We start from the raw sequence: 26,286 nt of genomic DNA on the forward strand, positions 1-26,286 counted from the left end.
TGCCGCGGATGCCGCTGCAGTGCAGGGTGTCGTGATCAAACTGCTGGATGATCCATTTAGAAACCCGGAATGATCCCCACGGCGGCGTGGTGAAGTTCCGGGCGCGGCCGAGAACTCTCCTTGGCGCGGCGATCGGAAGTGATCGGTCCGGATCCACCTGCTTCTGGGCCAGTGATCACCCAACCTGACCTTGCGAGATGGCCAGTCACCTCCTCTCTGTGGTGGGAGAGACAAAGGACCATGGAACTACCGGGAGCGCCGTGGAGTTTTGTTGGAAAGGAGAACTGTCATGCCAGCAAAGTCAAAGGCACAACAAAAGGCCGCCGGAGCTGCCTTGTCTGCAAAACGCGGCGACACGCCAAAGAGCAAGCTTAAGGGCGCATCGAAGAACATGGTCGAATCCATGTCCGAGAAGCAACTAGAGGAGTTCGCGTCGACCAAGCGAAAGGGCAAGCCCCAGCACGCCGCCAACTAATCTACTGTGATCAAGAGCCTGATCAAGTGCCGCGGTCAGGGGCACGCCCTGTTCGATAAGAGCGGCCGCGTCCATGATCGCCCAAGGAGCAGCAAAGCGGGGGACGTATTGGGTGGACGCCTGGAAATCCAGGGTGCCGATGCGGTCGGAACCAGACTGGAGCAGGAAGGTCAGCTCGATGATCCCGGGCACGCCGCTGGCGTCGCGCTTTTTGCCCGTCAGCCTGTTGATTATGACCCGGCGGCCCAGGCATCCGGCGGGCCGTGGTTAATGCAGCTGGCCAGGTCAGGAGGTCGATAGGCGTGATAACGACTTCATGAGGGGGAGATCCGGCTCATAGATGGGGATCGCGCTCTTACGGCGGCGATAGCTGGCAGACAATCTTGCAAAATGCAAGAGAGCGCGGTGCGCAGCGGGCGGACCTCTTTTGATCAGTTCTATCCATCGCGGCGCAACCGCCAGATTGGCGGAAAACTGTAGATCGCGGCTGCCCCGCCGTAGGAAAGCCGGCCAAGGGCCAACCGTAGGTCCTCCGCTGGAGATTGTCTGAACTCACTTGAAGCCACTGCGGGAAGCTATTCTTTACCGGAGCTGGATTATCGTCTATCAACTTGCTGCTGCTCCGCCCTCACGAAAAGCGCCCGATCTCAAACGTTCGATTTCGGATGCCACGACGGGCCGTGAAAGGAAAAATCCTTGGAGTTCGTCGCACCCGGCGTCGATGAGCCAAGCCTGCTGTTCAGGGGTCTCGACGCCCTCGGCCGTTGCTCTCATTCCACCGGCATGAGCTAGCTCAATCATGGCCTGGACAATGCCAGCATTGCTGCCCGGCTTGCCGTATTCGCCCACGAAGCAGCGATCTATCTTGATCCGATCGACATCCAGCTTTTGCAAGCGTCCGAACGACGAGAAGCCTGTGCCGAAATCATCAAGCGCGATCTGGACCCCAATCTCTCGAAGAGCCCGAATGTTTCGGCGACACGCCTCTTCATTTTCCAGAACGGCACTCTCGGTGATTTCGATTTCCAGTTGGCGCGGGTCGAAATCGAACTTGTCCAGCAAGCCGATCACCCTCAGGGCGTAGGTTTCTGATCGAAGCTCTACCGGAGAGGCATTGACGGCCACGATCAGCTCTGGCCATTTTTTTGCATCGGTTAGCGCGGTGCTCATGACAATTTCGCCCAACCTGTCGATCAGACCCGCCTCTTCCGCAATGGAAATGAATGTTTCGGGTTGGACAAGACCTCTGGTAGGATGACGCCACCTTGTTAAAGCTTCCACGCCGATCAATCGGGCGTTGGAAGCGTAAATTGGCTGATAGTGTACGGCGATTTCATCACCGGTCTGCAAGGCAGTTCTAAGATCGCGCTCAAGGTCTCGACGTGTTCGTATCAGGTCGTCCATGTGTTGCCCGAAAATCGCAAACTGGTTTCTGCCTGCTTCCTTGGCGTGATAGAGCGCGATATCAGCCCGTCGGACGAGGTCCTGAGCATCTGAGCCGCTTGATGACACGGCAATGCCGATACTTGCACCGATAAGGATCGGTTGCCCATCGATTTCGAACGGACTGCGTATCGCAGCGACGATGTTCTCGGCCAACTTCTCGACGAGGTTCATCTTGGGGTCGGGGATTATGATCGTAAATTCGTCACCCCCGATACGGGCCACCAAGACGCCAGTGCCTGCAGCAGAACGCAATCGGCTGCCCACCTCAGCGATTAATTTATCGCCGACGGGATGACCGAGCGTATCGTTGACATTCTTGAAGCGGTCGAGATCAACAAAAAGGACCGCCGCCTGAGACTTCGCCAAGGTTTCTTCCACGGCGGCATTGAAGGCAGCTCGGTTCGGCAAGCCACTCAGCACATCGTGATGAGCGAGATGCTGCAGACGGCTTTGGCTTTCTCGCAGCCGACTGGACCTCCCTTGAAGAAGCAATACAAAAGCCGACATGGCAGCCAGCACGAGAAGCCCGCCTACGGCGAGGACGGGCTCTGTTGCCCGCAGCACTTCAGTGCCAGGCCGGAAAGGCACCCAGCTGAAGTAGCCAAAGACCTGACCCGATCGTGAGGCTAAAGGAAATACACTTCGCCCCGCCTGCCCGTCTTTCTTCCATTCAAATCGGAGATCGTTGAAGAGGTATTCGGACGCCAGCGTATGGGCGAAATCACCGTCAAGATAGCGCAAAGCGATATGAACAAACTGATGCTGTTCATCGACAGCAATCTCCCCACTGTCCGAAACTATAGGCTTGACGCTCAATATCGCAGGCCGGTCGCGGATCTTGACAATGTCGCTTTCGCCAATGGTCAGACTTTTGTCTGACACTCCGGCAGTATCCCCGTCCGCCAGCCGCTTTCGCAGCTTCTTCACCAGTTTAAGCGCATCGGCGGCGACGAAGGCGAAAGCAACTTGGTCGTTCGCCTCCGTTGCCGAGTACCCATACGCCAGCTGGTCTGTCGGACCCAACACGAATGCGGCGTCGTGACCGAAGTAGCTGTTCATCCACCGCCCGAGATTGGCAGCCATCCAATCTCGATCACCCGCAGCAACATGCGTGACAGCGTCGTCCCAGACGGTGGCGCTCTCTTGGTCATGCGCGATCGACTCCTGCATCTTGCCGACGACAAGCGCAAGCAGGCTGTCTTGCCGCTCAACGGTCGACCGATCCGACTGCACCACGGCGTACATCATGGTCCCGTATACGGTGCCGATAATGATCGCTGCGAACAGGGTAGCGAAGATGATCTTGAACGGGAGAGAAGGCTTTAGGTGGGGCATTTAATGTTCCAGCACGATGGGTACGACCCAGAATGATAGCCGACGCGGGTTAAAACATGAAAAAAGCCGCATGTATGATACCGTACCCAAGTACCGCACCCGGGAACCCGATTGCCGTCGCGCATAGCCTCAAAACAATTGCTCTCCTGTCGACTTTCGAACCGGAATTGATCGACCAATCGAAGAACGGACCATTCTCAGTGGGGGCCGCTTATCCCCTGGACTGCTGGGTGTCCAACAAGCTGGCGTCCCCATTCTCGTGATCTGCTACCTCTGATCCTGATGCTGGTTGCCTTCGAGGCGGCGATGTTCAGGCAATACCTTTCGCCAGGGGGCTCCTGGAAGGCCGTGATCGAGGAGGAGTAAATCCTAATCGTGATCGCCAAGCGCCAACCGGGCCAAGTTCAGCCGTTGCAAAGTCATCAATTTTCCAACCAGCACCGAACGGTTTCGCTGACCAGTTCGCGAAGCCGTGCGCTATCCCGATCAGCGCAACCCTCATATCTTCTGTCGACCTGTTACCAGGCCTGACACTCCGGCCTTGCCTTGGCTCGTTGCTGCTACATACTTGGTTGGTCGACAACAAGGAGCGTATTATGTTTCGCGCGTTTACGGTCGCAGCCGTATCTTTAGCTCTTTCCGGTGCGGCAATGGGCGCCGATCCAATAGTGGGCAGCTGGAAAACGCAGAATGGCGAACTCTCCGTCATCGATCGTTGCGGCTCTCAATACTGCATCGTCGCCAAATCGGGCAAATATGCCGGTCAAAAGCTGGGGTCGTTTCAGCCCGATGGCGATTCGTACAAGGGTCGACTTACTGACCCGCGAAACAACGCAACCTACAGCGGCAAACTGGCAGTCTCGGGCGACAGGTTGAAACTTCAAGGCTGTGCAACGAGTGTCCTGTGCAAGACTGAGACTTGGACGCGCGCTTCCCAATAGTGCTCCGAGGGTTAGTCCTCCTCCGCGCTACGCCCTGCTTCTTTTCGCGTGTAGGTCCGATGTTTCTGACATCTGAATTTTGAAATGATGGGACCGCCACGAAACTAAGTCTTCCTCAGATACGTTCTAAATCGTGGCTCGACCCGTGTTGGCGTGGGCTTTCGTACTCAAATTTTTGAAAGCCTTCATGTCTGAAACCGTCAAGCTGATATCCATCGGAACAGCCGTTCCTCCATATGTCATCGACCAGCACGACGCCGCTGTCGCCTCACATGGAGCTTTTGCCTCACGCTTCGGCGACTTCGATCGGCTTTCGAAAGTGTTCGAGAGCGCCGGGATCAAACGCCGCTACGGAGTTCGGCCGATAGATTGGTATCTGAAAACGTCCGGCTGGCAGGACAGAAACGCCGCCTACATCGAGGGTGCCAGCGAGCTCTTCTTCGACTCGGCCGGCAAGGCCTTGGAGGCCGCGAACCTGGCCGCATCGCAGGTCGATTTTGTCGTAACAGTCTCATCGACCGGTATTGCCACACCCAGTCTCGATGCTCGCGTCAGCACCAGGCTCGGTTTTCGTAACAATGTAGTGAGGGTGCCGGTATTTGGGTTGGGCTGTGCGGGCGGGGTGTCCGGTTTAGCTATTGCGTCGCAGCTGGCGTCTTCAAAGCCGGGCTGCGTCGTGCTGATGGTGGCCGTAGAGACCTGCACACTCGCTTTTCGGATGGATAAGTTGACCAAGGCCAATATCGTGGCGACCGCACTATTCGGTGATGGCGCCGCAGCCTGCGTCATCAGCGCTGCCCGTGACGGTATCGCCGAGGTCGAGATGAGTGGCCAGCATAGCTGGCCCGACACGCTCGACATCATGGGATGGAGCGTCGACCCTGAGGGCCTGGGCGTCATCTTCGACCGGGCCATCCCGCCCTTCGCCGAGGCTAACATTAAACCGGCAATCAGCGCTATCCTAGCTCAATCAGGTCTATCACTGTCGGACATCGATCGGTTCGCCTGCCATCCCGGCGGCGCCAAGGTGATCGACGCTTTCGAATCCGCCCTTGAACTGCGTCAGGGAACACTCAATCACGAACGAGAAGTGTTGTCTGACTACGGCAACATGTCCGCACCGACGGCCCTATTTGTCCTCGAACGCTTGATTGCCGCGGGACTTCCCGCTCGCACTATACTGACAGCTACGGGACCCGGCTTTACGGCAAGCTGCGTATCTTTAAAGGCGGCCGCATGATCGTTTCCATCCTTCTGCTAGCGGCGGTCACGTTTGAGCGGCTTGGTGAACTATGGTTGGCGAAGCGCAATACGAGGCGGCTGTTGGCGAAGGGCGCCAGCGAGGTCGCAGGCGAGCATTACCCAATGATCGTCCTTCTGCATGGGCTCTGGCTTGTCGGATTGTGGATGCTTGCGTGGGATGAGCAAGTATCCCTCGCTTGGTTGAGCGTCTTTGCTTTTCTCCAAATCCTCCGGTGCTGGACACTTGCGACGCTTGGCCGGCGGTGGACGACACGCATCATCGTCGTACCCGGAGAACAACTCGTATCCGCGGGCCCCTATCGCTTCCTGCGACACCCTAACTACGTCGTCGTGATCGGGGAAATCGCGGTCCTGCCTTTATGTTTCGGCATGCCACTTTACGCATTGGTATTTTCGGTCGCCAATGTCATCGTTCTGACCATCCGTATCAAGGCGGAAAATGCCGCCCTCAGAGGGTTGCCGCGTGCCGATGCAGTCTAACGCTGATCCCATCAAAGCTCGTCCGCGCTTGGTCTGGGCAGGTTTTATCGCCATGTGCGTGGGCATGTTCATGGCTATCCTGGACGTGCAGGTCGTGGCGACCTCTTTGCCGTCCATCCAGTCTGCGCTCGATATTGATCCGGATCAGATGAGCTGGATCCAGACGGCCTATCTCATTGCGGAGGTCATCGCGATCCCTCTGACCGGCTTTCTGACACGGGTTCTGACCATGCGCTGGTTGTTTGTGGTCTCGCTGGCGGTTTTCGTGATCGCCTCGGCAGGATGTGCGGCGAGCATCAGCTTTGGCCAACTCGTCGCGTGGCGGGTCCTCCAGGGCTTTGCAGGCGGCACGCTGATCCCGTCCGTGTTCTCCGCGGTGTTCCTGCTCTTCCCGGACAATCGGCAGGCGCTGGCGACGACAATCGCCGGCGTGCTGGCGGTGCTTGCACCAACGGTCGGGCCGATCGTCGGGGGCTGGCTGACTGAAAGCTATTCCTGGCACTGGCTTTTCTTGATCAACGTCATCCCCGGCATCCTCGCTGCCGGTGTAGCTGCCAGATCGCTTCCCCGCGAGCGCACCTCCGTTGCGCCAATAAAAGGGTTTGACGCTCCGGGACTGGCTTCCATGGCTACAGCGCTGATCTGTCTGGAAATCGGATTGAAGGAAGCGCCTACCAGTGGATGGCTCTCATTAACCAGCGGCGGGCTGTTTGTTGTCGCTTCGATTTCTGCCGCGTTTTTTATCTGGCGGTCGCTCCGCATTGCCTCTCCCTTGGTAGAGCTACGGAATTTTGAGGATCGAAACTTTTTAATCGGTTCGGCGCTGAGCTTCGTGCTCGGCATCGGACTGTTTGGGTCCGTGTATCTGATGCCTGTCTTTCTTGCCTTTGTCAGGGGACACAATTCTCTGGAAATCGGTATGACGATGCTGGTAACCGGTATTGCGCAGCTTTTCACCGCCCCAATCGCAGTCGCCCTGGAAAAACGAATGGATCCGAGGCTGCTTTCCGCTGCAGGCTTCACCCTCTTTGCCGTCGGAATAGGTGCGAGCGCATTTCAGGATCCGACATCGGACTTCGATGCGATGTTCTGGCCTCAGGTGGTGAGAGGAGTCTCCATCATGTTCTGCCTTTTACCCCCCACCAGGCTAGCACTCGGCAACCTTTCAGCGGACCACGTCCCAGACGCCAGCGGACTATTCAACCTCATGCGCAACCTTGGCGGCGCGATCGGTATCGCGCTGATAGACACCGTAATTTACACCCGATCGGAACTGCTCGGTCAGAAGATCTGGAACGGTCTGGAGAAAGGAAATCTCTCAGTTGCGCAATTCGTCGGCGTACCGACCGCCATGATAGCGGGCCATAACGGGTCCTTTGACGAACAGGCGACATCAACGCTCGATCCGCTCGTTCAAACCGCCGCGACGGTCGAAGCGCTCAACGAAGCTTGGGCAATGATTGCCCTGATTACTGTCGTAGCTATTTTGATTATACCCTTCGCGAGAAGCGTTGCATCACCTCCTAATGCAAGCTCGAACCACCTTGAGAGGGTTTGATCATGGTGGTCAGAGCCAGATTGCGAGCATTACTCCGAGGTCGCCGGCTCATCCACCTCGGTTCGCGGCTTGTGAGGTGGCATTTCGTTTTGAACAGAATGACGGCTGAGCAGTCCTGAACTCGGCAATCGGGTCGTTCATTTCGCCGGAATGGCTGATGAAGGCCGCTTCGGCCTTTTCCTCTCTAGCCGGGCCTCCGCAGGCGCCGGCTCCTTATATGTTCCCTGGTGGTATAGCTCATCCTCAAGATGATCAATGGAAGCCCCCGCCCTCTCCTGTAAGACACGGGCAGCAAAGCGCTGCGGGGGGAAGAACCCGGCCTCTCAGTCCCTGTCCAGCAACCGCGCGATCGGTAGCCAACTCGAGCAAGTCTGAAGCCAGCACACCATGGCTCGCAAGACCGCGTGTCAGTGCATCAGGCACAGCCGCATGCTCGACTGCCGAAGGCGCGATCGTATAGAATGTAAGAATATTGTCGGCACCGAATCGTCGGTAGCACAGAAGGTTTTTGAGGCATTCTGTCCGTGGCTCTGTCGGGCAAAACGGAGCAGAAACTCGTTCATCTGACGGTCGCCGCAATCGAAGACTGCCCGACCCTGTGACTTAGCGATCGGTTCCCATGCCATGAGGTAAAGTCATCGGTTGCCAGGCAAACCGGCAATCGCCGCGCGCAGCTTGGCGTTAGGTTTAGGCGGATTTTCCAGAAGCTCAAGGATGCAAACATGATCGCGCTTCGACACTTTTATCGTCTCGGCTTCCTCGATCACAGCCTCTGCTTCTCGCAGGGCGGATTGCGTCACGAAATCCCTCAGATCGGTATTACGAAGCGCCGCAGCACGCACGAGTTTAGCCTTGGCCGTGGCAGCCACCCTCAAACTCATACGCTCACTGTTCTCGTTTGCTATGCTAGGCACGTCAGCCTCCATCTTTCGACGGAATATAGGCGAAAATCTTCTCGTCGCCAATGCTGTGCGCCTTCAAGGCGTACAGGTCACCCACGCGCATTTCTATATCTTCTTGGCTTACCTCAGGGCGTGAAGTCTGCAGATAGTCCAAGCGTTGGATTCGACCAAGCAAGGTCGAACGGCATTCGCTGGGCAAGAACAGGCCCCCCAATCAAGGAATACTTCCTGAGTTGCGTAGAACCTGCCCAGCTCCTTGCATTTTTGCACTTGATCTTCGAATAGGCCAAGGGCCTTAGACGCTGTCGGCACCCAAAAATCGACTGGCATGGTCGCGGCAGGCGTGATACCTAGCGCCTTCTTGAACACGACGATGAAGGCCGTCGTCGATTCATACCCCAGGTCGCCTGCCACCCGATGAACCGTCGCACGCCGGAGCCCGATGACGAGATGGAGGTGGCGTCGTCAACGGCTGAAGCTCGACATAAGCCCTTCTGGCCTCGGGCCATTATTGGGACCTGATGAACGAGAGCAGGTCGGGGTTGAGAACATCCGCATGCGTGGTTAGCATGCCGTGGGGGTAGCCTGGATAGGTTTTTAGCGAGCCGTTCTTGAGCAGGTTGACGGCGCGCGGCACTGAACTCGCGAACGGGACGACCTCATCAGCCTCGCCATGCATCACCAGCACCGGCACGGTGATCTTTTTAAGATCCTCGGAATAGTCTTCGAGCCAGGAGTCGACTGTCGCGTAATGGGCAAGAGCGCCGCCAGCCATGCTCTGGCGCCACCAGTTCGCAATGACGGCTTCCGAGGGTTTGGTACCATCGAGTTTATAGCCGTAGAACGGATTCTCAGCGACGAAACGGTAGAATTGCGACCGGTTGCCCAATACGCCTGCCCTGATCGCTTCGAACCATTCCGGCGCCTGGCCCGTCGGGTTTTCCTCGCTCCGGTACATGTTTGGCGTCAATGATGCGACCAGTACCGCTTTGGCGACACGTTCCTGGTGACGAGCTACATAACGAGCAACCTCGCCCCCGCCTGTCGAGTGACCGATATGGATCGCTTCATGCAAGTCGAGATGTTCCGTTAGCGCCGCAAGGTCTGCAACCCATGTGTCCATATCGTTTCCGGTGCTCGGCTGATCGGACCGGCCGTGGCCGCGGCGGTCATGTGCGATCACCCTATATCCATGATGAAGGAAAAACATCATCTGGACATCCCAGTCGTCCGCTGTCAGCGGCCAGCCGTGGCTGAAAACGATCGGCTGACCTGATCCCCAATCCTTGTAGAAAATGTTTACGCCATCCTTCGTTGTAATCGTTGGCATCGATCCGCTCCTTCGGGCTGCCCGCTATTTGCAGCTGGACCGTAGGTTCTTCTTTGCGGCGTGACAAAGACCTTGTAGGCTCCGCCTATGCTTGAAAGGTATAGCGAGGGCACGATGGAGCTTCGGCATTTGCGTTATTTCGTTGCAGTGGCTGAAGAGGGCAGTTTGTTGACAGCAGCCCAACGTCGGCTCAATACGTCCCAGCCCTCGTTAAGTCGGCAAATCCGAGACCTGGAACTCGAGGTTGGTGCACAGCTGTTTGACCGGCAAGCCCGGGGTGTCTCGCTCACGCCGGCGGGACGTGTTTTCCTTGATCACGTACGCTTCGCGCTCCTACAGGTAGAGGCAGCTGTCGATGGAGCCCGTCGCGCGGCTGAGCCGCAGAGACCCTCGCTCTCAATAGGTTTCCTCGTAGGTTTGGAGGTTACATGGCTTCCTCATTTATTGCGCATCCTGCGAGAGGACACACCGGACATCGAAGTCACCTTGTGCAGCCTGTCGTCTCCGGAGCTCGCTGTTGCGCTGGTGCGAGGGAAATTGGATGTCGCATTTCTTCGCCGCGAACAACATAGCATGGGCCTCAAGTTTAAGCTGCTTACCGAAGAACCATTGATCGCAGTGCTGCCAGCAGGTCACCGGCTGGCGTCACGCAAGAAGATCTCGCCCAAGGATCTTGCATCCGAGGTCTATGTCAGCTCAGCGCGGACCTCACCAGTCCTTCAGGACGTAATACTCGACTATGCGTCGAAAGCGGGGATCGCTCTCAAGGCAAGATATGAAGGTGAAAACATTTCGTCGGCAATGTCGCTTGTCGCCTCGACGGGCGGAGTGACACTGGTCCCGCTATATGCGCAGAATATCTTGAGCCCAAATGTCGTCGCGAGGGCGCTCGATGGTGTGCCTCCTACGGTCGAGCTCACGCTCGGATACAATGAGGCGAATTCGTCACCGTTGCTACAGGGGCTTCTGTCTCGTGTCGATGAATTGACCGAAAGTGTTCGTAATCAGAGCGTCATTCAATACGCAGACACCTCGCAATAGGCATGCGGCGTGAGTCGGATACTTGCGTCTATCTGATGCGTTAGGGTTCTGGTTTTGTTGAGTTCCCAATTGCTCTTGAAACGATATTGCTCGCCAGATGTCGTCATAGATCGAATCCGTGCGGTGAATGAAAACCCCGAATCCCATGCTCGATCACCCACCATGGTGACCGCGCTTTAGACCAGGGAGATCAGTAACCGTGCATGGGCCCGAGTCTCGTACAGCCTTTGATCACCGGGCACTTAGTTTTCGCATGTACAGAGGATCGGTGTCATCAAGCTGACATCTGCATCCATGCGCTCGAGAACCTTTGCCGGAAAAAATAAGGATCATTTATGTAGCTTTGTGACGTTTTCGGCCGGCGGCGCTGGGCTTCCCCACCACACGAAGTCTTTGGGCGAGGACACCCAGGACGACCGGCTGCCCGAGACCGCTGTGGAAGACACCGCTTGTGATCAGTGAATAGTGTGGCTCCCTCCGCTCCCATGCTCGAACTTGGCAAGAAGATGGATAGCATCTCGAACCACAGACTCGGCTCTCTCCGGGTCGTCTGTCGCGATGGTCTCGGCATCCATCTGAAGGCGATTGCCGAGTTTAGCCAGATCTTCCCAGAGAGGATCATCTTCATGTTTCGCGATTGAGGCCGACATCAGGAGGCTTTCAGCCAGGGTCTCTAGGAAAGCGACGCGTTCCTCCGTGCTCATGTCGTCGAGTCGTTTCAGGTCCGCCATGATGGCTCCTCGGAAGCATTGGGCCGAGGAGCTTGGAAAAGACCTCTTCTTCGGTAACTAGGCGGTCGCCCCCGATATCAAGCCGCGAGCCACCACATAGGGAACCGTGAGGCAAACCGGTCGTTTTGCGAAAATGGCTACGAAATCTCTCCGACTTATAATGCCCTTCAACTCGATGAGTGACCGTCCCTATCGCTCCATTCCAACGAATGTGGGACTGAAGACAGTCATTCGCGCTGAGGACGCAGGGCTCATACAGCGGGCAGCCGATCTTTGACCGACTTCGCCGTGTTCGCTAGTGCGTTAGCCATTGGAGGTTAGCGCCTCGAGACAGGGTTGGATGACCTTCCAGGCGCCGCCGGCCTTCGCGGCTTGGGCGATCGCGCTTGGAGTTGCCTTGCGTTGCTGGAGAGCAGCACGCAGGCCTTCGACAGCAACCGATCGGTCCAACAGTTTGGGGTTTCGGAACAGATCAGCAAGGGTTTTCGGGATCGAATACACCGGAACGTCACCCCGGCGATTACCTGATGTTCAATGCCCTGTTGCAGATACGGTGTCTGAAGCGGGCCGTACGCAGCGGTGGATAGGACTGCACGGGCGCCCAATCGCTGGTCCCGATCGCTATCCAGACCCGCCGCGGCATCTGATGGGTCAGTCCGTGGAAGGCGAGCGCCGACACCCGAGCGATCACGCCTTTTGGCGCAAGCATGATCGCTTCAGCGAGGATCTAGTTCTCTTCGATTTCCACGTCACGCTTCTGATAAACGCCGCGCGAGATACAGTCGATTTCACCGCCCTCGACGGCGCGCGCGATCGTTTGTCCGCTGATGCCGGCCTCGCGCAGTTCATGTGCATGCATCATGCTGCGCGCAGCGAGCAGGCTTCTGAGTTTTGCTCTTTGAGACTCTTGCACTGATGGCATGTTACAAATCCTCTAACGGTTCGCAATCTTATCAGAGGTTTTGTCACTCATCATCCCGCATTGGCGAACGATAGAAAACGCCTCCAGCGAGCTCGGATCCTCTGCTGGAATGTCTTTTCGATTCATTCGCCGCCAGCAGCGAGAGTGAAGAACCGTCATCTGCATTGAACGGGCGTGTTGTGATCGTAAACAAGAATGAAGCACAACGACGCCATTACCGGGAACTTGCTCCGCGCCTGCGAGTTCCGTTCCATAAGGAGTAAGAGCATGACCAACAATTCAATCCCAAGCTCTGCAAAGCTTCCGCCGAAGGCTTTGAGCGAAGACACCCATGACAACGAACTGCCGGAGACAAACGCCGACGACCGCCGCGCGCCGCCGGTAAATATGGGCAGCAGCCGCGAGGCCGGTGACGGCGTGACGGACGCCGATCCCACCACAGGCCGTGCTGATGCGAAGGACCGCATCCCTGCCCCGCAGACCGCCAACCGGGAATAGTCTCGTGTAGTTGCGTAAGCGTTACACGAACACCAACGACTGCAGGCGGACCATCAGATCTACCCGAGGCCGTCCTTAGGGAAATGACGTTCGTCCACCGGCATGGGGAGACGTATCCTCTGACGGATCGTCCCGCCACCTACGATTAGGAAAAGGAGATGTCCAAGATCGATACCAACGACGCCCCGAAGGATAGAATCAAACAGAGCGGCGCAGGTCTTCCTGATGATCCCGGCCAGCCTATCGGAGCCACAGAGGAGGAGGCGCTCCGAATAAGGGCTAAGCTTGGCACCTCAGACGACGAAGAACGCAAGGATGACGTCCGCGAAACTGCGGCGCAGCTTGCCAGACCGAAACACGGCACCGCATGATGCCGGGGACGTTTTCTGCATTGAGCATATTCGCCTACGATCTCGATGACCGAGGCGAGCCCATACAAGCATGGGAGACCGTCGTCAGCGGCACAGAAGAAGAGGCCATTGCCGAGGCAAAAGAAGCTGCGAGCCGCCACGCTGGAGTGTTAGTCGTGCGGCGAGACGGCCGTCCCGCAGTCGGAGAAGAGGGCGACCCCGTGGTCGTCTTCCGGGCTGGGAGAACTGGCGACTTCGACTAGAGATCGACCATGATCGTATTCCTGGATTTCGAAGCTTCCTCGCTCAGCAAGCATAGCTATCCGATCGAAATTGCTTGGGTGTTCGAGGACGGCCGGTCGCGGTCTCTGCTCATCGCTCCGGAGCCGAACTGGACGGACTGGTCGGAAACCGCAGAAGGCATTCATGGCATTTCCCGAGAAAAGCTTGCTGATCAAGGCGTCCCGTACGCGAGTTCGCCGTCATGGGACGGAAAATGGCTCAGCGTCCTGCTTCGCGCCGGGGGGGTTCCGAGACACAGTCTGCGGGTGCGAAAGTCCGACGATCTCTTCGTGGAGGTTGCCTTGATGCTGATTGAAGACAGAAATGTGCGTGGCGTTGACGCCGCTGCGCTCGTCGCAAAAGTCATTGCGCGGAGCGAGCCTGCTAGACCGGCCCACCGCGCGCTTCAGGACGCCGCCCTAGAACTTGAAAGATTGCGTCTGATGCGGGAGGCTATCGAGAGCTTGGCTATCGCGCAGGCGCGCACCTGAAACGCCTTGACATGGAAAAAACCGGATACCGCAAATTCCCGGAAAACACCCTCCAATGATCGAAGCGGGTCGAAATGTCCAATGAGCGAGACTATATGAAAAGTCATACTTTTCATCGGAGGTGTTTACAATGGCAATTAAAGGGAACCTTTTGATCGCAGGATCAGAAAAGCGCGGCTCGAGCGGCGAGTTTTCGGGGATCGAAGCTGCGACCGGAAGGTCCCTGGCCGTTTCTTTCGGGGGCGCCGCGCCTGCCGACGTCGAGGATGCTACCCGTCTGGCGTGGGAGGCCTTCAGCATCTATCGCGAAACGGACCTCGAAGCGCGAGCCTCATTCCTCGAGACGATAGCGACCGAGATCGAAGGCGTCGGCGATGAGCTGGTCGAGCGCGCTATGGCCGAGACTGGCCTTCCGCGCGGGAGGCTGGAGGGGGAGCGAGCCCGTACGACCGCCCAGCTTCGGCTGTTCGCAAAGGAGGTCCGCGAAGGCCGGTTTCAGGAGCTCCGCTTCGACGCGGGCGATGCCTCGCGAAAGCCGGTGCCCAAGCCGGACCTTCGCCTGCGCAACATTCCCATCGGGCCTGTCGCCGTCTTCGGCGCCTCGAACTTCCCTTTGGCCTTTTCGGTTGCGGGCGGCGACACAGCCTCAGCCTTGGCCGCCGGCTGCCCGGTCGTCGTAAAGGCCCACTCGGCGCATCCAGCAACGTCCGAACTCGTGGGGCGCGCAGTACAGCGTGCCGTCCAGAAAGCCAACCTGCCCGTTGGTACGTTCGCTCTTCTGTTCGACACGGGCTTCGACGTGGGGCAGCAGCTGGTCGCCGACCCGAGGATCCGCGCGGTCGGCTTTACCGGCTCCCGCAAAGGTGGGACCGCACTTATGAAGATCGCATCCGAACGCAAGCAGCCGATCCCCGTCTACGCCGAGATGAGCAGCATCAACCCGGTCATCCTGTTTCCGGGAGCGCTTGCTAATCGCGCCGAGGAGATCGCGACATCTTTTGTCTCGTCACTGGCGCTCGGCGCCGGCCAATTCTGCACGAACCCCGGTCTCATCCTGGCCGTACACGGTAAGGGGCTCGACGCCTTTATCGCGAGGGCCAGGGAACTGCTGCCGGAGACCGGGGCGCAGACGATGCTGACACCGGCCATCGCCAAGGCGTTTCGAGAGGGCGTCGGCCGCCTCGAACGACATGCCGAGGTTTCCATGCTCGCCAAGGGAAAGTCCGGCGGCAAGTACGACGGAGTGGCCGCGCTCTTTGAAACGTCGGCCGCCTCGCTCCTCGCACATCACGAACTGCAGGACGAAGTCTTCGGCGCGGCCGGGCTAGTCGTGCGCTGCAAGGATTTCGATGAGCTGGAGAAGGTGATTGACGCTCTCGAGGGCCAGCTCACCGTCGCGTTGCATGTCGACGATAGCGATATCGACGACGCTCGACGTCTTGTTCCGAAGCTTGAGATGCTGGCGGGGCGGCTGCTCGTCAATGGCTTCGGCACCGGGGTTGAGGTGTCGCCTGCCATGGTGCACGGCGGCCCCTATCCGGCGACGGCCGATGGCCGTTCTACCTCGGTCGGAACACTCGCAATTTATCGGTTTCTGCGACCGGTGTCCTATCAAGACTTTCCAGAAGCGATCCGCCCGATCGCCTTGCGGTAACGATCTGCGCGCGGTCCCCGTGGGACCGCGCGCCAACCTTCTGAAGCGCTCTGCTGTGGCGCGGGACGCGCAGACAAATTATCGTGACCCATGGTTAAGAATGCGCAGTCCATCGTCGTGGAGACTTCACCAAGGTCGGCGCGGTACCATTCTGCTTGCCCTGGGGAAGATCTGCTTTGAGAGAGGACGGGATCGAAAAGCGTAGAAGGACGAGGCTGCGCTCGACAGGTCGAGATCCGCGGTTAATTGCAATTGCCCACCATGCAGAGGTATGGCCCGAAGGTGATTAAGCTCGGTCGAGTTTGCCAATGAACGACCGCAAGGCCGCGGAGTGATCGTGCAGCACATAGCGGAGTTCTTGCTCGGGCGAGGAGTTCGCTACCTATTCGCAAATATCAGATCGCGCAAACCATCTGTCATTTCCGGGCTAGGACTCTAGCCGCCGCACTAAGTATTTCGCTGAACGAAAGCTTTGAAACGTTGTCAGCGAGATTGAGGGAGGCAATCAACGGATCTTCAACCGCTTGTCCGACTTCGTCATGCGGAACAGAGGCGCTCAACTGATCGAACCAGGCCTTGTCCGTAACGCCGACGAAGAGACGGACCAAGGATTATCCTCTCATCTCGGCTGTGTTTGCAAGCTATGACGTTCTGGCAATCCACATCGTCAGTGCTGCAGCCCGAGAGCCAGCTACTGCAGAGCATAGCTTGCAGATCGTGGTCTTGTTCCTTTTCACTTCGGCGTCCCCATCCCTCCTCCGTATCTCATGTCGCAAGCACCCGCCCGAGATCAGACAACAGCTTTTCGCGTCGGCCCTCCGAAAGTTTGGCCAAGTTGTCGACTTTCCAGCGCACCGCCGGCAAGTCCGCGGCTCCAGGCACGCCTAGCAAGTCCCACTCTGGCTCGCGGGCCTTGAAGGAGAGAAGAAAGCGCCGGTGCTCGGCAGCCATCTTGCCAACGACCTCTGCGATTAGAGCTTAACGAGCATCGTATAGCGCCTCCAGGGTCACGGGCTCTTCCGTCATGCCGGCAAACCCCGCGTCAAACTCGTGGCGCAAATCCTTGCGCGTCGGCGCCAAGACCTCGCCCATCGGCCTGTTGTGGCTCAGGATGTAGACAATGAAGGCACGCCGCAGCTCATCGGATATTCCCTCATTCGCGAGCAGACGCCTGATATCGAACAGATCTCGTGGATGCTGCCGATCCAAGGCTGCGACGATCTTGCCGGCGTAGAGGTCCGGGAAGGACACAACAGGCACCTCGGCATATCCGAAGAGCTCTTCGACCCGGTCGCAAACCGCCCGTGTCTCGGGAGAGTAGACGCAGCCACGAATGACAGACGTCACCTCGATTTTGATCTGTACGCCGTCGGAGGTAACCAGCACCTTTGTTGCATCGGATATTCTGGCAGCAATCCGCCGTATGGCGGCATCGATATTGGCGAGAGAAGTCGCGCGATCTTCGACCGGCAGATAGGTCAGATCGATATCGACCGATAGACGTGGAAGGTCTCTAACGAAAAGATTGATGGCCGTGCCACCCTTCAATGCAAAGACGTTTTCCTCTGCAACGAGCGGAAGAACTCGAACAAGGAGGCTGACTTGCGCGCGATAGGCTTCAGACGCCGGCATCGAGTGTCTCCGGCACAGTGATCTGATACTTGCTGTCCAGCCGCCCGCCGACCACGATCTGGCGCTTGCCACGACCGAGGTCGATACGTTTGAGATCGAGCCGGCCGAGCCATGGATGGGCGTGCCGCTCGGCAAACCAGAGGAACAGCCGCTTCACCTTTACGCTGCGGCACGCTTCCAGCACGGCCTGAACCCGCTTCGGGCTTAGAGTGCGAACCGACTCCATTAGAACGTCCGCTTGATGGAACGTCTCCCGGGATGGGAGCAGGTCGAGAAGCTCGCAAAATGCTCGCTCCGGCGCGGAGACATGAAGCTCCCACCCCCAGTGTCCCCATGCCAGGCGCGTCCTTCCAGGTGCGTCGGCATCAAAGAGCTTGTCTGCCTTATGTTCGACGAACTGAGCGTCGGTCGGTATCCGCTCTACCCAGCCAGGCAGACTGCCATAGGCATAGAGGTGGATTTCTGGCTTGCCTGAAAAGCGGAGGTAGTGCGTCAGGCCTTGTAGCTCGAGGGCACTGCGGCCGCCTACGTGCACGGATTTGCCCAGAAGTCGCTGGAGCGAGATGATCACGCGCTGCCAGGCTATCGCCTGATCAACGTTGCCGGTCGGTCGCTGATAGACGCCACGAACGACACCTTCCAGCCAGCCCTGCGCCACGTATTTTTCGCGCCACTGCCGACGGTATCCGTGTTTTTCCAGCCACGCGGTGTCAACCAGCAGCCCCTCGGGGACCAGGCGGCGAAGTTGGTTTATCTTTTCGTTTTTTTGACCTACCATTAGTAGGTAAAATTAGCATGAGTCCAAACTGCGAGCAAGTTCGAAGTTTCGCATTTTCGACCCATCAACGGTAGGCAAAAAAACCTAACATTCAAACTAGCAATGCACGGCCGACGAGAAACAAGCGAGCCGACCGAGCCGGGCCGCTTACAAGCCGTTATACGCGAGGAGAGCAAAGTCAACTAAAGGTTCTCTCAAGACCCGTTAAACTCTGCATCTTACCGACCGAGTGCCCGCTGTCACGAGCCAACTGCGATTGCTGTTAGCGGGTTCTGAGGCACGGGATGAAGTCGTGTAACCATTTCGGTCGTAGCCGCTTGGTGCCGAAGACGTGGACCACTCGGGGCGTCCGAATGAAACATATGAGCGCTCACGGTCATGGGTGACCCTGAGGGCCCTTCCTTGTTTCTTGCCCGTGGAAATTGTTTTCATCGGAACCATGTCGGCTCATCGACATTCCCCTTTCCGAGCGCGGGCCGTGTCAATCGGACGTGACAGGGATGGTGAACATCACGGTTTTTCCGATTTCCCGTGATGGCCAACGAAATGGCAGACGAGCGCCCCACCTGTCCGGCATCGCCTCACCTCTTCTTGCCGGAGTTCACATGATCGACGATCGTCTACACGTCGGGCCCGTTGAGTTCTGCTGCCAGGAAGTGGTTCTTGTCCGTTCAGACGGCATACCGCGCACGTGGGATGACGCCAATGCTTTCACCGCACATAGAAACTGGCGCGATGGTCTGCGAACGCAGTCTAGCGTCGACCGTTTCAGGCGCGCCGACGAAACCGAAGTCTTCGGAACGATGGTCACTGGAGGCTACCGGCTGCGCTGCGTCGATCTTCGCGGACAAGACGGATGACGGCAAAACAGGTTCATGAGAAGGCGTTCCTTGAGAAGCCCGACGGCCGTTACATCATCGTTCGCGGACGCCTCTGGAGAAAGACAAATCCCCGTCTGCCTGAAGAAGAGCGAAAGCTCCTCGTGTCAAAACTGATGTCGGCAAGGAGGGCCGTTAAGGAAGCAGTCGGACGAGCCGATGAGCTTCACACCGCAAGGACAGCAGTTAACGCCGCAAAGATTGCGCTAGGGGAGCGCGGACCCGTCTGGTGGACAGATGGAGCGCCGGACTTAAATCGACATTTGGTCAAGAACACCCCTTACGCCGACTGGTTCGAAGGCGCGAGAGGCTGAAACATTTGCCGCGCGCAAGGTCTGGGAAACCCTTGCAGGAGACAAAGCAAAAAACCGGCTGGACGATGTCGACATGCCCGGGTGATCTTCGAAAGAGCTTGTCTACTTTCGCACGAGGCTAAAGGAAAAGTGGCTGCCCCGGTGATAGTCAATCGCGTAGATCACCGGCACGCCGGAAGCGTTGAAGCATGTCTCGGTGATCAGCAGCGCAGGCCCGAAATCCCTCAGATCGTGGCGTTCGATGACATGTTCGGGAAGCATGACGGCACTAACCGAAGCCGAGGACATGCGGGGACGCTGCTTGTATTGATCGAGCAGCGACAGCAACGAGCCGCTCCAGTCGATGTCATAGAGACGCATCGGAATGATGCTGCGAGGCACGTAGTCGACGCAGTACATGATGGGCTCATCATTTTCGAGGCGCAGGCGTTCGATACGGATGACGCGATCCTTGTCGCCAATTTGCAGGTGCTTTGCGGTTGTCGCTTGCGGCTCCTCCTCCGAAATCGACAGGACCTTATTGATCGTCTTATAGCCATAGGCTCGCGTCATGTCGGTGACGCTTTCAAAGACCGTGATCGGACGGTCAACCTGAACTGCGGAGATCGCTGAAACGAAGCGGCCGCGGCCATGCTCGACGTATATCTCCCCTTCCTGTTCGAGCAGCTTTAAAGCTTCCCGAAGGGCTGGCCGTGAGACATTGAAACGCGCCGTCAGCTGGGCTTCGGTCGGCAATCTGTCACCGGGCTTCAAGCCCTTGTCACGGATAAGCTCGGCGATGCGGTCGCGCAGCTGGATGACAATGGTGCGCGTATCGCGAATGGAATCGTCCAATCCAATGCCTCACTTGGTTCCATTATGGTCCTTTTTCTTGTCTGACGAATTTTGCCAGGTCAAGGCGTTCCTGTCGAGCCGCGCGGGCTGCCAATCACTTTAATGCGGCTGACCTGACCCTGGAGCTCGCTTGACACCCGCAACGGAAGATGTCAGTTGTCTTACAACATTGAAAGCGTGCTTCCGAAACGACGCCATACGGCGTCATCAACCGATGAGAGTTACATGTTAAATTTCGACGAGCAGCGGTTCCTGCGTATCCAGTCTGGCGCTGTAGGCCTGGCCCCCCGCATCGACGATGTGATCTCCTCCTGCCTTGAGGCTGGAGCCGACAACATCTTCTTCCTAGGCACTGGGGGCGCGGGCATCCTGATGCAACCGGCTGCCCAGCTGCTACAGCGCAGGTCGCGCTTCCCAGCATTCCTTGATCTCACCGCCGAACTCTTCGTCGGCGGGTCGGCAAATCTCACCAAACAATCTATCGTCGTCATGCCTTCGCTTTCGGGTACGACGAAGGAAAGTGTCGCGCTGCTGGCCAAGCTGAAGGAGGTGGGTGCGACGGTGCTGACGATGGTCGGCCACGAGGAGACGCCTCTCGGCAAGGGTGGGGACCATGTTTTCGTGAACTTCGCCGAGGACGATACTTCCTGCGAATCCTTTTATCTGCAGTCGCTCTTCATCGCGCTATCAATCATGAAACACCGTGGCGAGATCGCCAATTATGATCAGCTCAAAGCAGAACTGACGCAGCTGCCAGCCTTGCTTCTGGAAGTGAAGCGGACCTTCGAGAGCAAGGCGGAGGCTTACGCCAAAGCCTTCGCCGGCTCGGACTACCACATCGTCACCGGCGCAGGAAATGTCTGGCCTGAAGCCTTCTATTACGGCATGTGCATTCTGGAAGAAATGCAGTGGATCCGTACCCGCCCGGTCCACGCCTCCGATTTCTTCCACGGCACGCTGGAGCTGGTCGAGAAGGATGTCAGCGTCATCCTCTTCAAGGGCGAGGATGCCTATCGTGCGTTGGCAGAACGCGTCGAAAATTTCGTGCCCAACTACACGGATAAACTGACTGTTCTGGATACCGCCGAATTCGAGCTCCCGGGCATATCGGCGGACGTCAGGGCGCTCGTATCGCCGATCCTGCTTGCAACCGTTTTGGAACGGATAAGCGCGCATCTCGAAGTCATGCGCAATCACCCGTTGACGACGCGCCGCTACTACAAGCGCGTCGCATATTGATCTGCTAAGCTCAGCGCAAGCCGCGACACGATCGTGTTCGCGGCTTGCGTCCGTGTAAAGCCAAGCATCAAAGGTAGACCTAGAATGGGGCATTTTCGTTTCGCAGCCGTTGGCGACAATTGCGTGGACCGTTTCCAGGCGCCGATCAACCAGTCGCTGATCGGCGGCAATGCCGTGAACGTCGCAGTACAGCTTGCTCGTCTTGGACACAGTTCCTTTTATTTTGGAGCGGTTGGCAAAGACGTTGATGGTGAGCGCACGACGAGGGCATTGAAAGATAATGGTGTCGAAACGTCGTGTTTGCAGCTGCGTCCAGGCAACACTGCCTATACCAACATCGAGCAAACCGCCTCTGGCGACCGGATCATTGCCTATGAAGATTTCGGCACATGCGCCGGTTACAGGCCGAGCGAGGAGGACATCGCTGTCCTCAAGACCATGGACCACGTGCATCTCGGCTGGCTGGATGACGCCGGTGAATTACGGCGCAGACTTTCGAGCGAAGGTGTGAGCCTGTCCCAAGATATTTCCGTCAACGCTAACCCGGAGAACCTCGGCGTCGCTGGCCTGACCGTGGCCTTTGCCTCGGCTGGCGCGCGCGGCGCGCCGGCCGAAAGCTTGCTCTCCTATCTGCTTGCGAATGGCGCCGCTTGTGCGGTCGTAACCTGCGGGAGCGACGGTGCGCTGGCGCGTCGCGGAGAGGAATTCGGGGAATCCTCAATCGCGCCGGTCACGGTCGTGGATACGACCGGCGCGGGCGACAGCTTCATCGCCGGATTTCTGGCGGCCTTCGTGGCACAGCAGCCGCTCGTCGCCTGCCTGGAACAAGGCCGCGACTGCGCGGCCATCACTTGCACCCATGTTGGTGGATTTCCCCAGCAACCGCTGCCGCTATAGCTTCTCCGCAAACAGCGACAACAACAAGAAGGCGGCAGGTCATTCGATCTGCCGCACCTTTCAGGTTCAGTGCAGGATCTGGCTGAGGAAGAGCTTGCTGCGGTCGTTTTGCGGGTTGTCGAAGAACTCGGCAGGCGCTGCCTCCTCCACGATCGCACCGCGGTCCATGAAGATCACTCTGTCGGCGACCTGACGGGCAAAACCCATCTCGTGGGTGACGCAGACCATGGTCATTCCCGTTTCGGCGAGTGACACCATGGTCTCAAGCACTTCCTTGACCATCTCCGGATCAAGCGCCGAGGTCGGCTCGTCGAACAACATGACCTTCGGCTGCATGCAGAGAGCCCGGGCAATGGCGACGCGCTGCTGTTGACCGCCGGAAAGCTGGCCCGGATATTTGCCCGCCTGCTCGGGAATGCGCACACGCTCGAGATAGTGCATGGCGATTTCCGTCGCCTTCTTCTTGTCCATCTTCCGAACCCAGACGGGAGCCAGAATGCAGTTCTCAAGTATCGTGAGGTGCGGGAAGAGGTTGAAGTGTTGGAATACCATCCCGACTTCGCGGCGGATGTCGCCGATATTCCTCTCGTTTTCCGAAAGCTCGGTACCTGCGACGACGATACGACCTCGCTGATGCACCTCAAGACGATTGATGCAGCGGATCAGCGTCGACTTGCCCGACCCCGAGGGGCCACAGATAACAACGCGCTCACCCTTGCGGATCGTCAGGTTGATCTCGTTCAGAGCGTGGTATTCGCCGTACCATTTGTTGACACCGGTAAGCTCGATTTCAGGCCGCGGATTGAACGTCAAGTCATATTCTCCCTAGACTATTTGAGCACAAGCCAGCCGGAGAAGATGATGATGACACCTCCGACGATGGTGTAAGTTTCAATCGGAGCACCAAACAGCACTGCTCCGTAGAGGCAGCCCCAGACAATCTGGCTGTATTGGAAGGCTGCAACGACCGACGCGTCGCCGATACGGAAGGCCCGCACCAAAAGAGCATGGCCGACGTAAAGCAGGGTTCCAGCGAGAACAGCGACCAGCAGCGCGCCCGGTCCGATGGCATCGAACCCGCCGGTCGCCATCGCAACAATGAAGGCCGTGACGGTCAGCATCACCAGCATTGTTGCAACGAGCGCATCGTCGGATTCCTCGGATCTCGTCTTCCGCAACAACGCGAGCGAGAGCGCAAAGAGAAGAGCGGAGCCGATTGCCGCCATGTGGCCAAAATTGAGCGCAACGGCACCCGGTCGCAGCGCCACCGCGACGCCTGCAAAGCCGAGCCCCACACCAAGCCATCCGATCAGCGACAGCCGTTCGCCAAGAAAGACGACGGCCAGAATGGCAACAAGAACCGGAGAGAGGAAAGCAAGGACATAAGCTTCAGCTAGAGGCAGCGCTGCAAACGCGTAGTGGATCAGCAGCGTATCACCGGCAAGCAACAGCGCGCGTATCAGCGCCAGTCCCGGCTGCCGGGGTACGAGTTCGCCCAGCCGGCGGGTGAATACTGCGCGGCCGCTGACGAGGAGGAGCGCCGCCAGGGTGATGAGGAAGGTGACTTGCGGAACCCGGAACTCGGCGCTCAGGAGTTTGACGAGCGCGTCGGTGCCGGAAAAGGCTGCAAAGGCGGTGATGACAATGGCTGCGGCCCGCAGGTTGGCGTTGGCGCCGGTCCCAACTGCCGACGCCGACCGGATGCTATCGGACATTGAAGCGGCCAAAACGTTCTTCGATCCTGGCCTGGAGGAACTCAAGGCTAATCGACAGGAGCCAGTAGATCATCGAGGCGGTGATCAGCATTTCGATGTGGCGGAATTCCGTTTGGCCTTGGGTGCGGGCGAGATACATGATTTCCCACACACCGACGACGGAAACCAGCGACGAGTCCTTCAGCATGGCGATGAACTGGTTGCCCGTCGGCGGAATGATGACGCGCATCGCCTGCGGCAGGATAACGAGAAACATCGTCTGGTTGGGACTTAGGCCAAGGGCGGTAGCACCTTCCGACTGGCCGCGCGGAATGCTCTCGATGCCGGCGCGGAAGATCTCCGTCATATAGGCGCCGTAGCAAAGCGAGAGCGCCAGAATGCCGGCTGGAACGGCGCCGATGACATATCCGACCTGCGGCAGGCCGAGATAGATGATATAGATCTGCATCAGGAGCGGCAGGCCGCGAAAGAGTGAGGTGTAGAAGGTCGCAAGACCATAGACAACGCCGTTCTTCGAGAGTTTTGCGATCGCACCGGCAAGCGCAATGACCGTAGCGATAACGATCGAGATCGCCGAGATGTAGAGTGTTGTCGTGACGCCCTGGGTGATCAGGAAGCCAATCTTCTTGGCGATGAAAGCAAAGGACAGATCGAAGGAGTAAAAGAACATCATCAGCAGAGCGAAAAGCTCTACCCAGACACCGACGATCTGGTGGCGCCGAGAAAGAAGCCGCAGAAGCCTGACGTTGACGGCGATAATGAGCGAGAGCAGGACTGCCGAAACGACGCGGCTTGTCTGAGGGCTGTCAGAGACCCAGCCGATGGCGACCGGAAGGAGCTTGCCGATCCAGGCCGAGCTGACGCCGAGCGCATAGAAAAGTGCTGACAGCAGCGCCAGCATGAGAAGGATGCCCGTGCGTCTCGTGGCATCCGGATAGTTCAGTATCAATCTTCCAAACATTCGGATTTTCTCCCGCGGCGTTTTCTTCAGGCGGCTCTCTCTCGCCACCAGTCCTGCGCCTGCAATTTCCAATAGGTAAGCTGTGCCGCCGCCAGCCCCGCAACGCCGCCGGCCCAGACGAGTCCGAAGGGCTGGAAGAGGCGGTACCGGTCGGATTGCCCGAGAATGCCCTCGGCGACCACCTTGCCGCCGATTGCCGTGGTGTTGAGGCCATGGCCCCCAAACGCGGTACAATGCCAGACCCCTGGCATCATCTCGCCGATCTGGGGCATCAGGTGGCGGGCATAGGACATCAGGCCCGACCAGGCGAGCTCTGTCTTCAGTCCGCTCAGCTGCGGATAGGTGCCGACCATCTCGTGGCGCAATTGACGCGCGAGGGCGCCAGGCGATGCGGCGCGCGTTGTGATGCGACCGCCCCACAGCAGACGCTTGCCTCCGTCCACGAGCCGGTAGTAGTCTCCAGCGCGGCGATTGTCGCCCACTGCGCAGGACGTGGCGATTGCCGTGGAGATCAGTTCCGGGTTTTCCTCGGAGATCATCACGTAGGTTGCAATCGGCAGGAATGAGCGCTTGAGCCTGCCCACGAGGCGACCCGTATAGCCGCCGGTGGTCAGAACGGTCCGACGCGCCCTGACCCGCCCGCCGGCCGTCGTTACAATCTTTTCGGCGCTGGCAAGCTGACAGTCAATTGCGGCCGAGTTCTCATAAATGCGCCCGCCCAGCCGCTCGATTTCCGCCGCCACGGCCCTCAGATAATTGAGCGGATGCATGTGGAAGGATTTCTCGCTGCGCAATGCCTGGAAGTAACGCTCAGACTTCAGCATGGTGCGAACCTGATCGCGATCCATGAATTCCAGTTCGCTGCCGTAGTCGCGGTTCATTTCCTCGGCATACAGCTTGAGGCTTTCGCCGCCGTCGTAGCGCAGTGCGCTGATGATGCCGCGCTGCGGGTTGGCATCGATGATGTCGAGATCGCAGATGGTGTCACGAACGAACTCGACGCCTTCGACAGATAGACGATGGATATTCTTGGCGGCCTCGTCGCCGACGACGCGCGCAATCGCTGAATTGTCTGTGGCAAACCCAGCGCTGACGAAACCACCGTTGCGACCGGAAGCACCGAAGCCCACGGATTCAGCTTCGAGCACCAGGACAGAAACGCCAGCGCGCGCAAGCTGCAGCGCCGTGGTGAGGCCGGCAAGGCCCGCGCCTACGATCACCGTGTCGCACTCTGTCGGGCCGCTCAGCGCAGGGCGAACGGTGGTGTCTGTCATGGTGCGGCGGTAGTAGGTGTCAGGGTAGGACATGGTGGCTCTTTCAGGACGAACGGCAAATGGAG

26 protein-coding genes and 3 pseudogenes are annotated in these 26,286 nt (G+C 58.2%); 14 read left to right on the forward strand and 15 right to left on the reverse strand.

The features are described from left to right. Positions 1-289: 289 nt before the first annotated feature. On the forward strand, positions 290-475 hold the full coding sequence (locus ACQZ5H_RS30870; protein WP_203431287.1) for a DUF3008 family protein: 186 nt from the start codon (positions 290-292) through the stop codon (positions 473-475). On the opposite strand, the pseudogene ACQZ5H_RS30875 reads toward ACQZ5H_RS30870, so the two are convergent. Together ACQZ5H_RS30875 and ACQZ5H_RS30880 are read right to left on the reverse strand one after the other, a co-directional pair. Beyond that, positions 446-865 (reverse strand): annotated as a pseudogene (locus ACQZ5H_RS30875) (type II toxin-antitoxin system HipA family toxin); the annotation flags it as partial. The gene ACQZ5H_RS30870 and the pseudogene ACQZ5H_RS30875 overlap by 30 nt on opposite strands. A 216-nt stretch (positions 866-1,081) precedes the next feature. Further along, positions 1,082-3,256, reverse strand: coding sequence for a putative bifunctional diguanylate cyclase/phosphodiesterase (locus tag ACQZ5H_RS30880; protein ID WP_449100005.1), 2,175 nt, complete (start codon positions 3,254-3,256; stop codon positions 1,082-1,084). A 596-nt stretch (positions 3,257-3,852) separates the two neighbouring features. Between ACQZ5H_RS30880 and ACQZ5H_RS30885 the strand changes: the two genes are divergently transcribed. From ACQZ5H_RS30885 to ACQZ5H_RS30900, 4 genes are all read left to right on the forward strand, one after another. After that, the gene (locus tag ACQZ5H_RS30885) at positions 3,853-4,197 is read left to right on the forward strand and encodes a DUF2147 domain-containing protein (RefSeq protein WP_148195277.1); all 345 of its coding nucleotides are present in this window, start codon (positions 3,853-3,855) and stop codon (positions 4,195-4,197) included. A gap of 187 nt (positions 4,198-4,384) precedes the next feature. After that, positions 4,385-5,437 (forward strand): type III polyketide synthase, encoded by a 1,053-nt coding sequence (locus tag ACQZ5H_RS30890; protein ID WP_449100006.1) that lies wholly within the window; start codon positions 4,385-4,387, stop codon positions 5,435-5,437. Further along, on the forward strand, positions 5,434-5,940 hold the full coding sequence (locus ACQZ5H_RS30895) for an isoprenylcysteine carboxyl methyltransferase family protein (protein ID WP_203431290.1): 507 nt from the start codon (positions 5,434-5,436) through the stop codon (positions 5,938-5,940). The genes ACQZ5H_RS30890 and ACQZ5H_RS30895 overlap by 4 nt, the downstream gene beginning before the upstream one ends. Continuing rightward, positions 5,930-7,498 carry a DHA2 family efflux MFS transporter permease subunit gene (locus ACQZ5H_RS30900; protein WP_203431639.1) on the forward strand — a complete coding sequence of 523 codons (1,569 nt, stop codon included), beginning with the start codon at positions 5,930-5,932 and terminating at the stop codon, positions 7,496-7,498. Before ACQZ5H_RS30895 ends, ACQZ5H_RS30900 begins: the two co-directional genes overlap by 11 nt. 635 nt (positions 7,499-8,133) lie before the next feature. Here ACQZ5H_RS30900 and ACQZ5H_RS30905 read toward each other — a convergent pair. The 3 genes and pseudogenes from ACQZ5H_RS30905 to ACQZ5H_RS30915 form a co-directional block, all read right to left on the reverse strand. Then, entirely contained in the window at positions 8,134-8,424 is a 291-nt protein-coding gene (locus ACQZ5H_RS30905; RefSeq protein WP_130279643.1) for a type II toxin-antitoxin system TacA family antitoxin, read from the reverse strand. Positions 8,425-8,739: 315 nt separating this feature from the next. Next, positions 8,740-8,865 (reverse strand): annotated as a pseudogene (locus tag ACQZ5H_RS30910) (AraC family transcriptional regulator); the annotation flags it as partial. Positions 8,866-8,908: 43 nt separating this feature from the next. Then, a complete protein-coding gene (locus ACQZ5H_RS30915; RefSeq protein ID WP_130279645.1) occupies positions 8,909-9,730 on the reverse strand; it encodes an alpha/beta fold hydrolase in 822 nt (273 codons plus the stop codon). Between the two features lie 114 nt (positions 9,731-9,844). Here ACQZ5H_RS30915 and ACQZ5H_RS30920 point away from each other — a divergent pair, with 114 nt between their 5' ends. Beyond that, positions 9,845-10,771 (forward strand): LysR family transcriptional regulator, encoded by a 927-nt coding sequence (locus tag ACQZ5H_RS30920; protein WP_203431291.1) that lies wholly within the window; start codon positions 9,845-9,847, stop codon positions 10,769-10,771. Between the two features lie 455 nt (positions 10,772-11,226). Here ACQZ5H_RS30920 and ACQZ5H_RS30925 read toward each other — a convergent pair whose 3' ends face one another. Continuing rightward, positions 11,227-11,502, reverse strand: a complete 276-nt coding sequence (locus ACQZ5H_RS30925; protein ID WP_130279647.1) for a hypothetical protein — start codon at positions 11,500-11,502, stop codon at positions 11,227-11,229. A 727-nt stretch (positions 11,503-12,229) separates the two neighbouring features. Next, complete coding sequence (locus tag ACQZ5H_RS30930; protein ID WP_348652533.1) at positions 12,230-12,424, reverse strand: type IV toxin-antitoxin system AbiEi family antitoxin domain-containing protein; 195 nt, start codon at positions 12,422-12,424, stop codon at positions 12,230-12,232. A 267-nt stretch (positions 12,425-12,691) separates the two neighbouring features. On the opposite strand from ACQZ5H_RS30930, the gene ACQZ5H_RS30935 reads away from it, so the two are divergent. The 4 genes from ACQZ5H_RS30935 to ACQZ5H_RS30950 all read left to right on the forward strand — a co-directional run bounded on the left by ACQZ5H_RS30935 (position 12,692) and on the right by ACQZ5H_RS30950 (position 15,699). After that, positions 12,692-12,922 carry a hypothetical protein gene (locus tag ACQZ5H_RS30935; RefSeq protein ID WP_203431292.1) on the forward strand — a complete coding sequence of 77 codons (231 nt, stop codon included), beginning with the start codon at positions 12,692-12,694 and terminating at the stop codon, positions 12,920-12,922. Positions 12,923-13,080: 158 nt separating this feature from the next. Next, positions 13,081-13,293, forward strand: a complete 213-nt coding sequence (locus tag ACQZ5H_RS30940; protein WP_203431293.1) for a hypothetical protein — start codon at positions 13,081-13,083, stop codon at positions 13,291-13,293. A gap of 251 nt (positions 13,294-13,544) precedes the next feature. Continuing rightward, the gene (locus tag ACQZ5H_RS30945; protein ID WP_449100007.1) at positions 13,545-14,045 is read left to right on the forward strand and encodes a transcriptional regulator; all 501 of its coding nucleotides are present in this window, start codon (positions 13,545-13,547) and stop codon (positions 14,043-14,045) included. Positions 14,046-14,175: 130 nt separating this feature from the next. Continuing rightward, positions 14,176-15,699, forward strand: coding sequence for an aldehyde dehydrogenase (NADP(+)) (locus ACQZ5H_RS30950; RefSeq protein ID WP_203431294.1), 1,524 nt, complete (start codon positions 14,176-14,178; stop codon positions 15,697-15,699). 416 nt (positions 15,700-16,115) lie between these two features. Here the strand turns inward: ACQZ5H_RS30950 and ACQZ5H_RS30955 are convergent, their stop codons facing one another. The 3 genes and pseudogenes from ACQZ5H_RS30955 to ACQZ5H_RS30965 form a co-directional block, all read right to left on the reverse strand. Further along, positions 16,116-16,307, reverse strand: a complete 192-nt coding sequence (locus tag ACQZ5H_RS30955) for a hypothetical protein (protein WP_199629809.1) — start codon at positions 16,305-16,307, stop codon at positions 16,116-16,118. 157 nt (positions 16,308-16,464) lie between these two features. Beyond that, positions 16,465-17,331, reverse strand: a pseudogene (locus tag ACQZ5H_RS30960) (nucleotidyl transferase AbiEii/AbiGii toxin family protein). Further along, positions 17,318-18,109 (reverse strand): type IV toxin-antitoxin system AbiEi family antitoxin domain-containing protein, encoded by a 792-nt coding sequence (locus ACQZ5H_RS30965; RefSeq protein ID WP_449100008.1) that lies wholly within the window; start codon positions 18,107-18,109, stop codon positions 17,318-17,320. Before ACQZ5H_RS30965 ends, ACQZ5H_RS30960 begins: the two are co-directional and overlap by 14 nt. A 500-nt stretch (positions 18,110-18,609) precedes the next feature. Between ACQZ5H_RS30965 and ACQZ5H_RS30970 the strand changes: the two genes are divergently transcribed. Then, positions 18,610-18,969 (forward strand): hypothetical protein, encoded by a 360-nt coding sequence (locus ACQZ5H_RS30970; RefSeq protein ID WP_203431295.1) that lies wholly within the window; start codon positions 18,610-18,612, stop codon positions 18,967-18,969. Continuing rightward, positions 18,966-19,301: a hypothetical protein gene (locus tag ACQZ5H_RS30975; RefSeq protein ID WP_449100009.1), complete on the forward strand. Its 336-nt coding sequence runs from the start codon at positions 18,966-18,968 to the stop codon at positions 19,299-19,301. Before ACQZ5H_RS30970 ends, ACQZ5H_RS30975 begins: the two co-directional genes overlap by 4 nt. Positions 19,302-19,403: 102 nt before the next feature. Here ACQZ5H_RS30975 and ACQZ5H_RS30980 read toward each other — a convergent pair whose 3' ends face one another. Further along, positions 19,404-20,135, reverse strand: coding sequence for a GntR family transcriptional regulator (locus tag ACQZ5H_RS30980; protein ID WP_112720120.1), 732 nt, complete (start codon positions 20,133-20,135; stop codon positions 19,404-19,406). A 225-nt stretch (positions 20,136-20,360) separates the two neighbouring features. On the opposite strand from ACQZ5H_RS30980, the gene ACQZ5H_RS30985 reads away from it, so the two are divergent. Both ACQZ5H_RS30985 and ACQZ5H_RS30990 read left to right on the forward strand, forming a co-directional pair. Further along, positions 20,361-21,374 (forward strand): SIS domain-containing protein, encoded by a 1,014-nt coding sequence (locus ACQZ5H_RS30985; protein WP_203431296.1) that lies wholly within the window; start codon positions 20,361-20,363, stop codon positions 21,372-21,374. Positions 21,375-21,458: 84 nt separating this feature from the next. Beyond that, the gene (locus ACQZ5H_RS30990; RefSeq protein WP_449100010.1) at positions 21,459-22,271 is read left to right on the forward strand and encodes a PfkB family carbohydrate kinase; all 813 of its coding nucleotides are present in this window, start codon (positions 21,459-21,461) and stop codon (positions 22,269-22,271) included. Between the two features lie 66 nt (positions 22,272-22,337). On the opposite strand, the gene ACQZ5H_RS30995 is transcribed toward ACQZ5H_RS30990, so the two are convergent. Genes ACQZ5H_RS30995 through ACQZ5H_RS31010 form a run of 4 tightly spaced genes read right to left on the reverse strand, consistent with a single transcriptional unit; the run spans position 22,338 to position 26,254 of the window. Then, positions 22,338-23,084: an amino acid ABC transporter ATP-binding protein gene (locus ACQZ5H_RS30995; RefSeq protein WP_130279657.1), complete on the reverse strand. Its 747-nt coding sequence runs from the start codon at positions 23,082-23,084 to the stop codon at positions 22,338-22,340. A gap of 17 nt (positions 23,085-23,101) precedes the next feature. After that, entirely contained in the window at positions 23,102-23,986 is an 885-nt protein-coding gene (locus tag ACQZ5H_RS31000; protein WP_203431298.1) for a DMT family transporter, read from the reverse strand. Beyond that, positions 23,976-24,947 carry an amino acid ABC transporter permease gene (locus ACQZ5H_RS31005; protein WP_112720125.1) on the reverse strand — a complete coding sequence of 324 codons (972 nt, stop codon included), beginning with the start codon at positions 24,945-24,947 and terminating at the stop codon, positions 23,976-23,978. Before ACQZ5H_RS31005 ends, ACQZ5H_RS31000 begins: the two co-directional genes overlap by 11 nt. 26 nt (positions 24,948-24,973) lie before the next feature. Continuing rightward, positions 24,974-26,254: an NAD(P)/FAD-dependent oxidoreductase gene (locus ACQZ5H_RS31010; RefSeq protein WP_112720126.1), complete on the reverse strand. Its 1,281-nt coding sequence runs from the start codon at positions 26,252-26,254 to the stop codon at positions 24,974-24,976. Between the last annotated feature and the right edge of the window lie 32 nt (positions 26,255-26,286).

It is taken from the genome of Rhizobium sp. 21-4511-3d (assembly GCF_053522545.1).

Coding starts and splice junctions, on each gene's coding strand:
- ACQZ5H_RS30870 (WP_203431287.1), top strand. CDS start 290: ATGCCAGCAAAGTCAAAGGCACAACAAAAGGCCGCCGGAGCTGCCTTG.
- ACQZ5H_RS30880 (WP_449100005.1), bottom strand. CDS start 3,256: ATGCCCCACCTAAAGCCTTCTCTCCCGTTCAAGATCATCTTCGCTACC.
- ACQZ5H_RS30885 (WP_148195277.1), top strand. CDS start 3,853: ATGTTTCGCGCGTTTACGGTCGCAGCCGTATCTTTAGCTCTTTCCGGT.
- ACQZ5H_RS30890 (WP_449100006.1), top strand. CDS start 4,385: ATGTCTGAAACCGTCAAGCTGATATCCATCGGAACAGCCGTTCCTCCA.
- ACQZ5H_RS30895 (WP_203431290.1), top strand. CDS start 5,434: ATGATCGTTTCCATCCTTCTGCTAGCGGCGGTCACGTTTGAGCGGCTT.
- ACQZ5H_RS30900 (WP_203431639.1), top strand. CDS start 5,930: ATGCAGTCTAACGCTGATCCCATCAAAGCTCGTCCGCGCTTGGTCTGG.
- ACQZ5H_RS30905 (WP_130279643.1), bottom strand. CDS start 8,424: ATGGAGGCTGACGTGCCTAGCATAGCAAACGAGAACAGTGAGCGTATG.
- ACQZ5H_RS30915 (WP_130279645.1), bottom strand. CDS start 9,730: ATGCCAACGATTACAACGAAGGATGGCGTAAACATTTTCTACAAGGAT.
- ACQZ5H_RS30920 (WP_203431291.1), top strand. CDS start 9,845: ATGGAGCTTCGGCATTTGCGTTATTTCGTTGCAGTGGCTGAAGAGGGC.
- ACQZ5H_RS30925 (WP_130279647.1), bottom strand. CDS start 11,502: ATGGCGGACCTGAAACGACTCGACGACATGAGCACGGAGGAACGCGTC.
- ACQZ5H_RS30930 (WP_348652533.1), bottom strand. CDS start 12,424: ATGCCATCAGTGCAAGAGTCTCAAAGAGCAAAACTCAGAAGCCTGCTC.
- ACQZ5H_RS30935 (WP_203431292.1), top strand. CDS start 12,692: ATGACCAACAATTCAATCCCAAGCTCTGCAAAGCTTCCGCCGAAGGCT.
- ACQZ5H_RS30940 (WP_203431293.1), top strand. CDS start 13,081: ATGTCCAAGATCGATACCAACGACGCCCCGAAGGATAGAATCAAACAG.
- ACQZ5H_RS30945 (WP_449100007.1), top strand. CDS start 13,545: ATGATCGTATTCCTGGATTTCGAAGCTTCCTCGCTCAGCAAGCATAGC.
- ACQZ5H_RS30950 (WP_203431294.1), top strand. CDS start 14,176: ATGGCAATTAAAGGGAACCTTTTGATCGCAGGATCAGAAAAGCGCGGC.
- ACQZ5H_RS30965 (WP_449100008.1), bottom strand. CDS start 18,109: ATGGTAGGTCAAAAAAACGAAAAGATAAACCAACTTCGCCGCCTGGTC.
- ACQZ5H_RS30970 (WP_203431295.1), top strand. CDS start 18,610: ATGGTGAACATCACGGTTTTTCCGATTTCCCGTGATGGCCAACGAAAT.
- ACQZ5H_RS30975 (WP_449100009.1), top strand. CDS start 18,966: ATGACGGCAAAACAGGTTCATGAGAAGGCGTTCCTTGAGAAGCCCGAC.
- ACQZ5H_RS30985 (WP_203431296.1), top strand. CDS start 20,361: ATGTTAAATTTCGACGAGCAGCGGTTCCTGCGTATCCAGTCTGGCGCT.
- ACQZ5H_RS30990 (WP_449100010.1), top strand. CDS start 21,459: ATGGGGCATTTTCGTTTCGCAGCCGTTGGCGACAATTGCGTGGACCGT.
- ACQZ5H_RS31000 (WP_203431298.1), bottom strand. CDS start 23,986: ATGTCCGATAGCATCCGGTCGGCGTCGGCAGTTGGGACCGGCGCCAAC.
- ACQZ5H_RS31005 (WP_112720125.1), bottom strand. CDS start 24,947: ATGTTTGGAAGATTGATACTGAACTATCCGGATGCCACGAGACGCACG.
- ACQZ5H_RS31010 (WP_112720126.1), bottom strand. CDS start 26,254: ATGTCCTACCCTGACACCTACTACCGCCGCACCATGACAGACACCACC.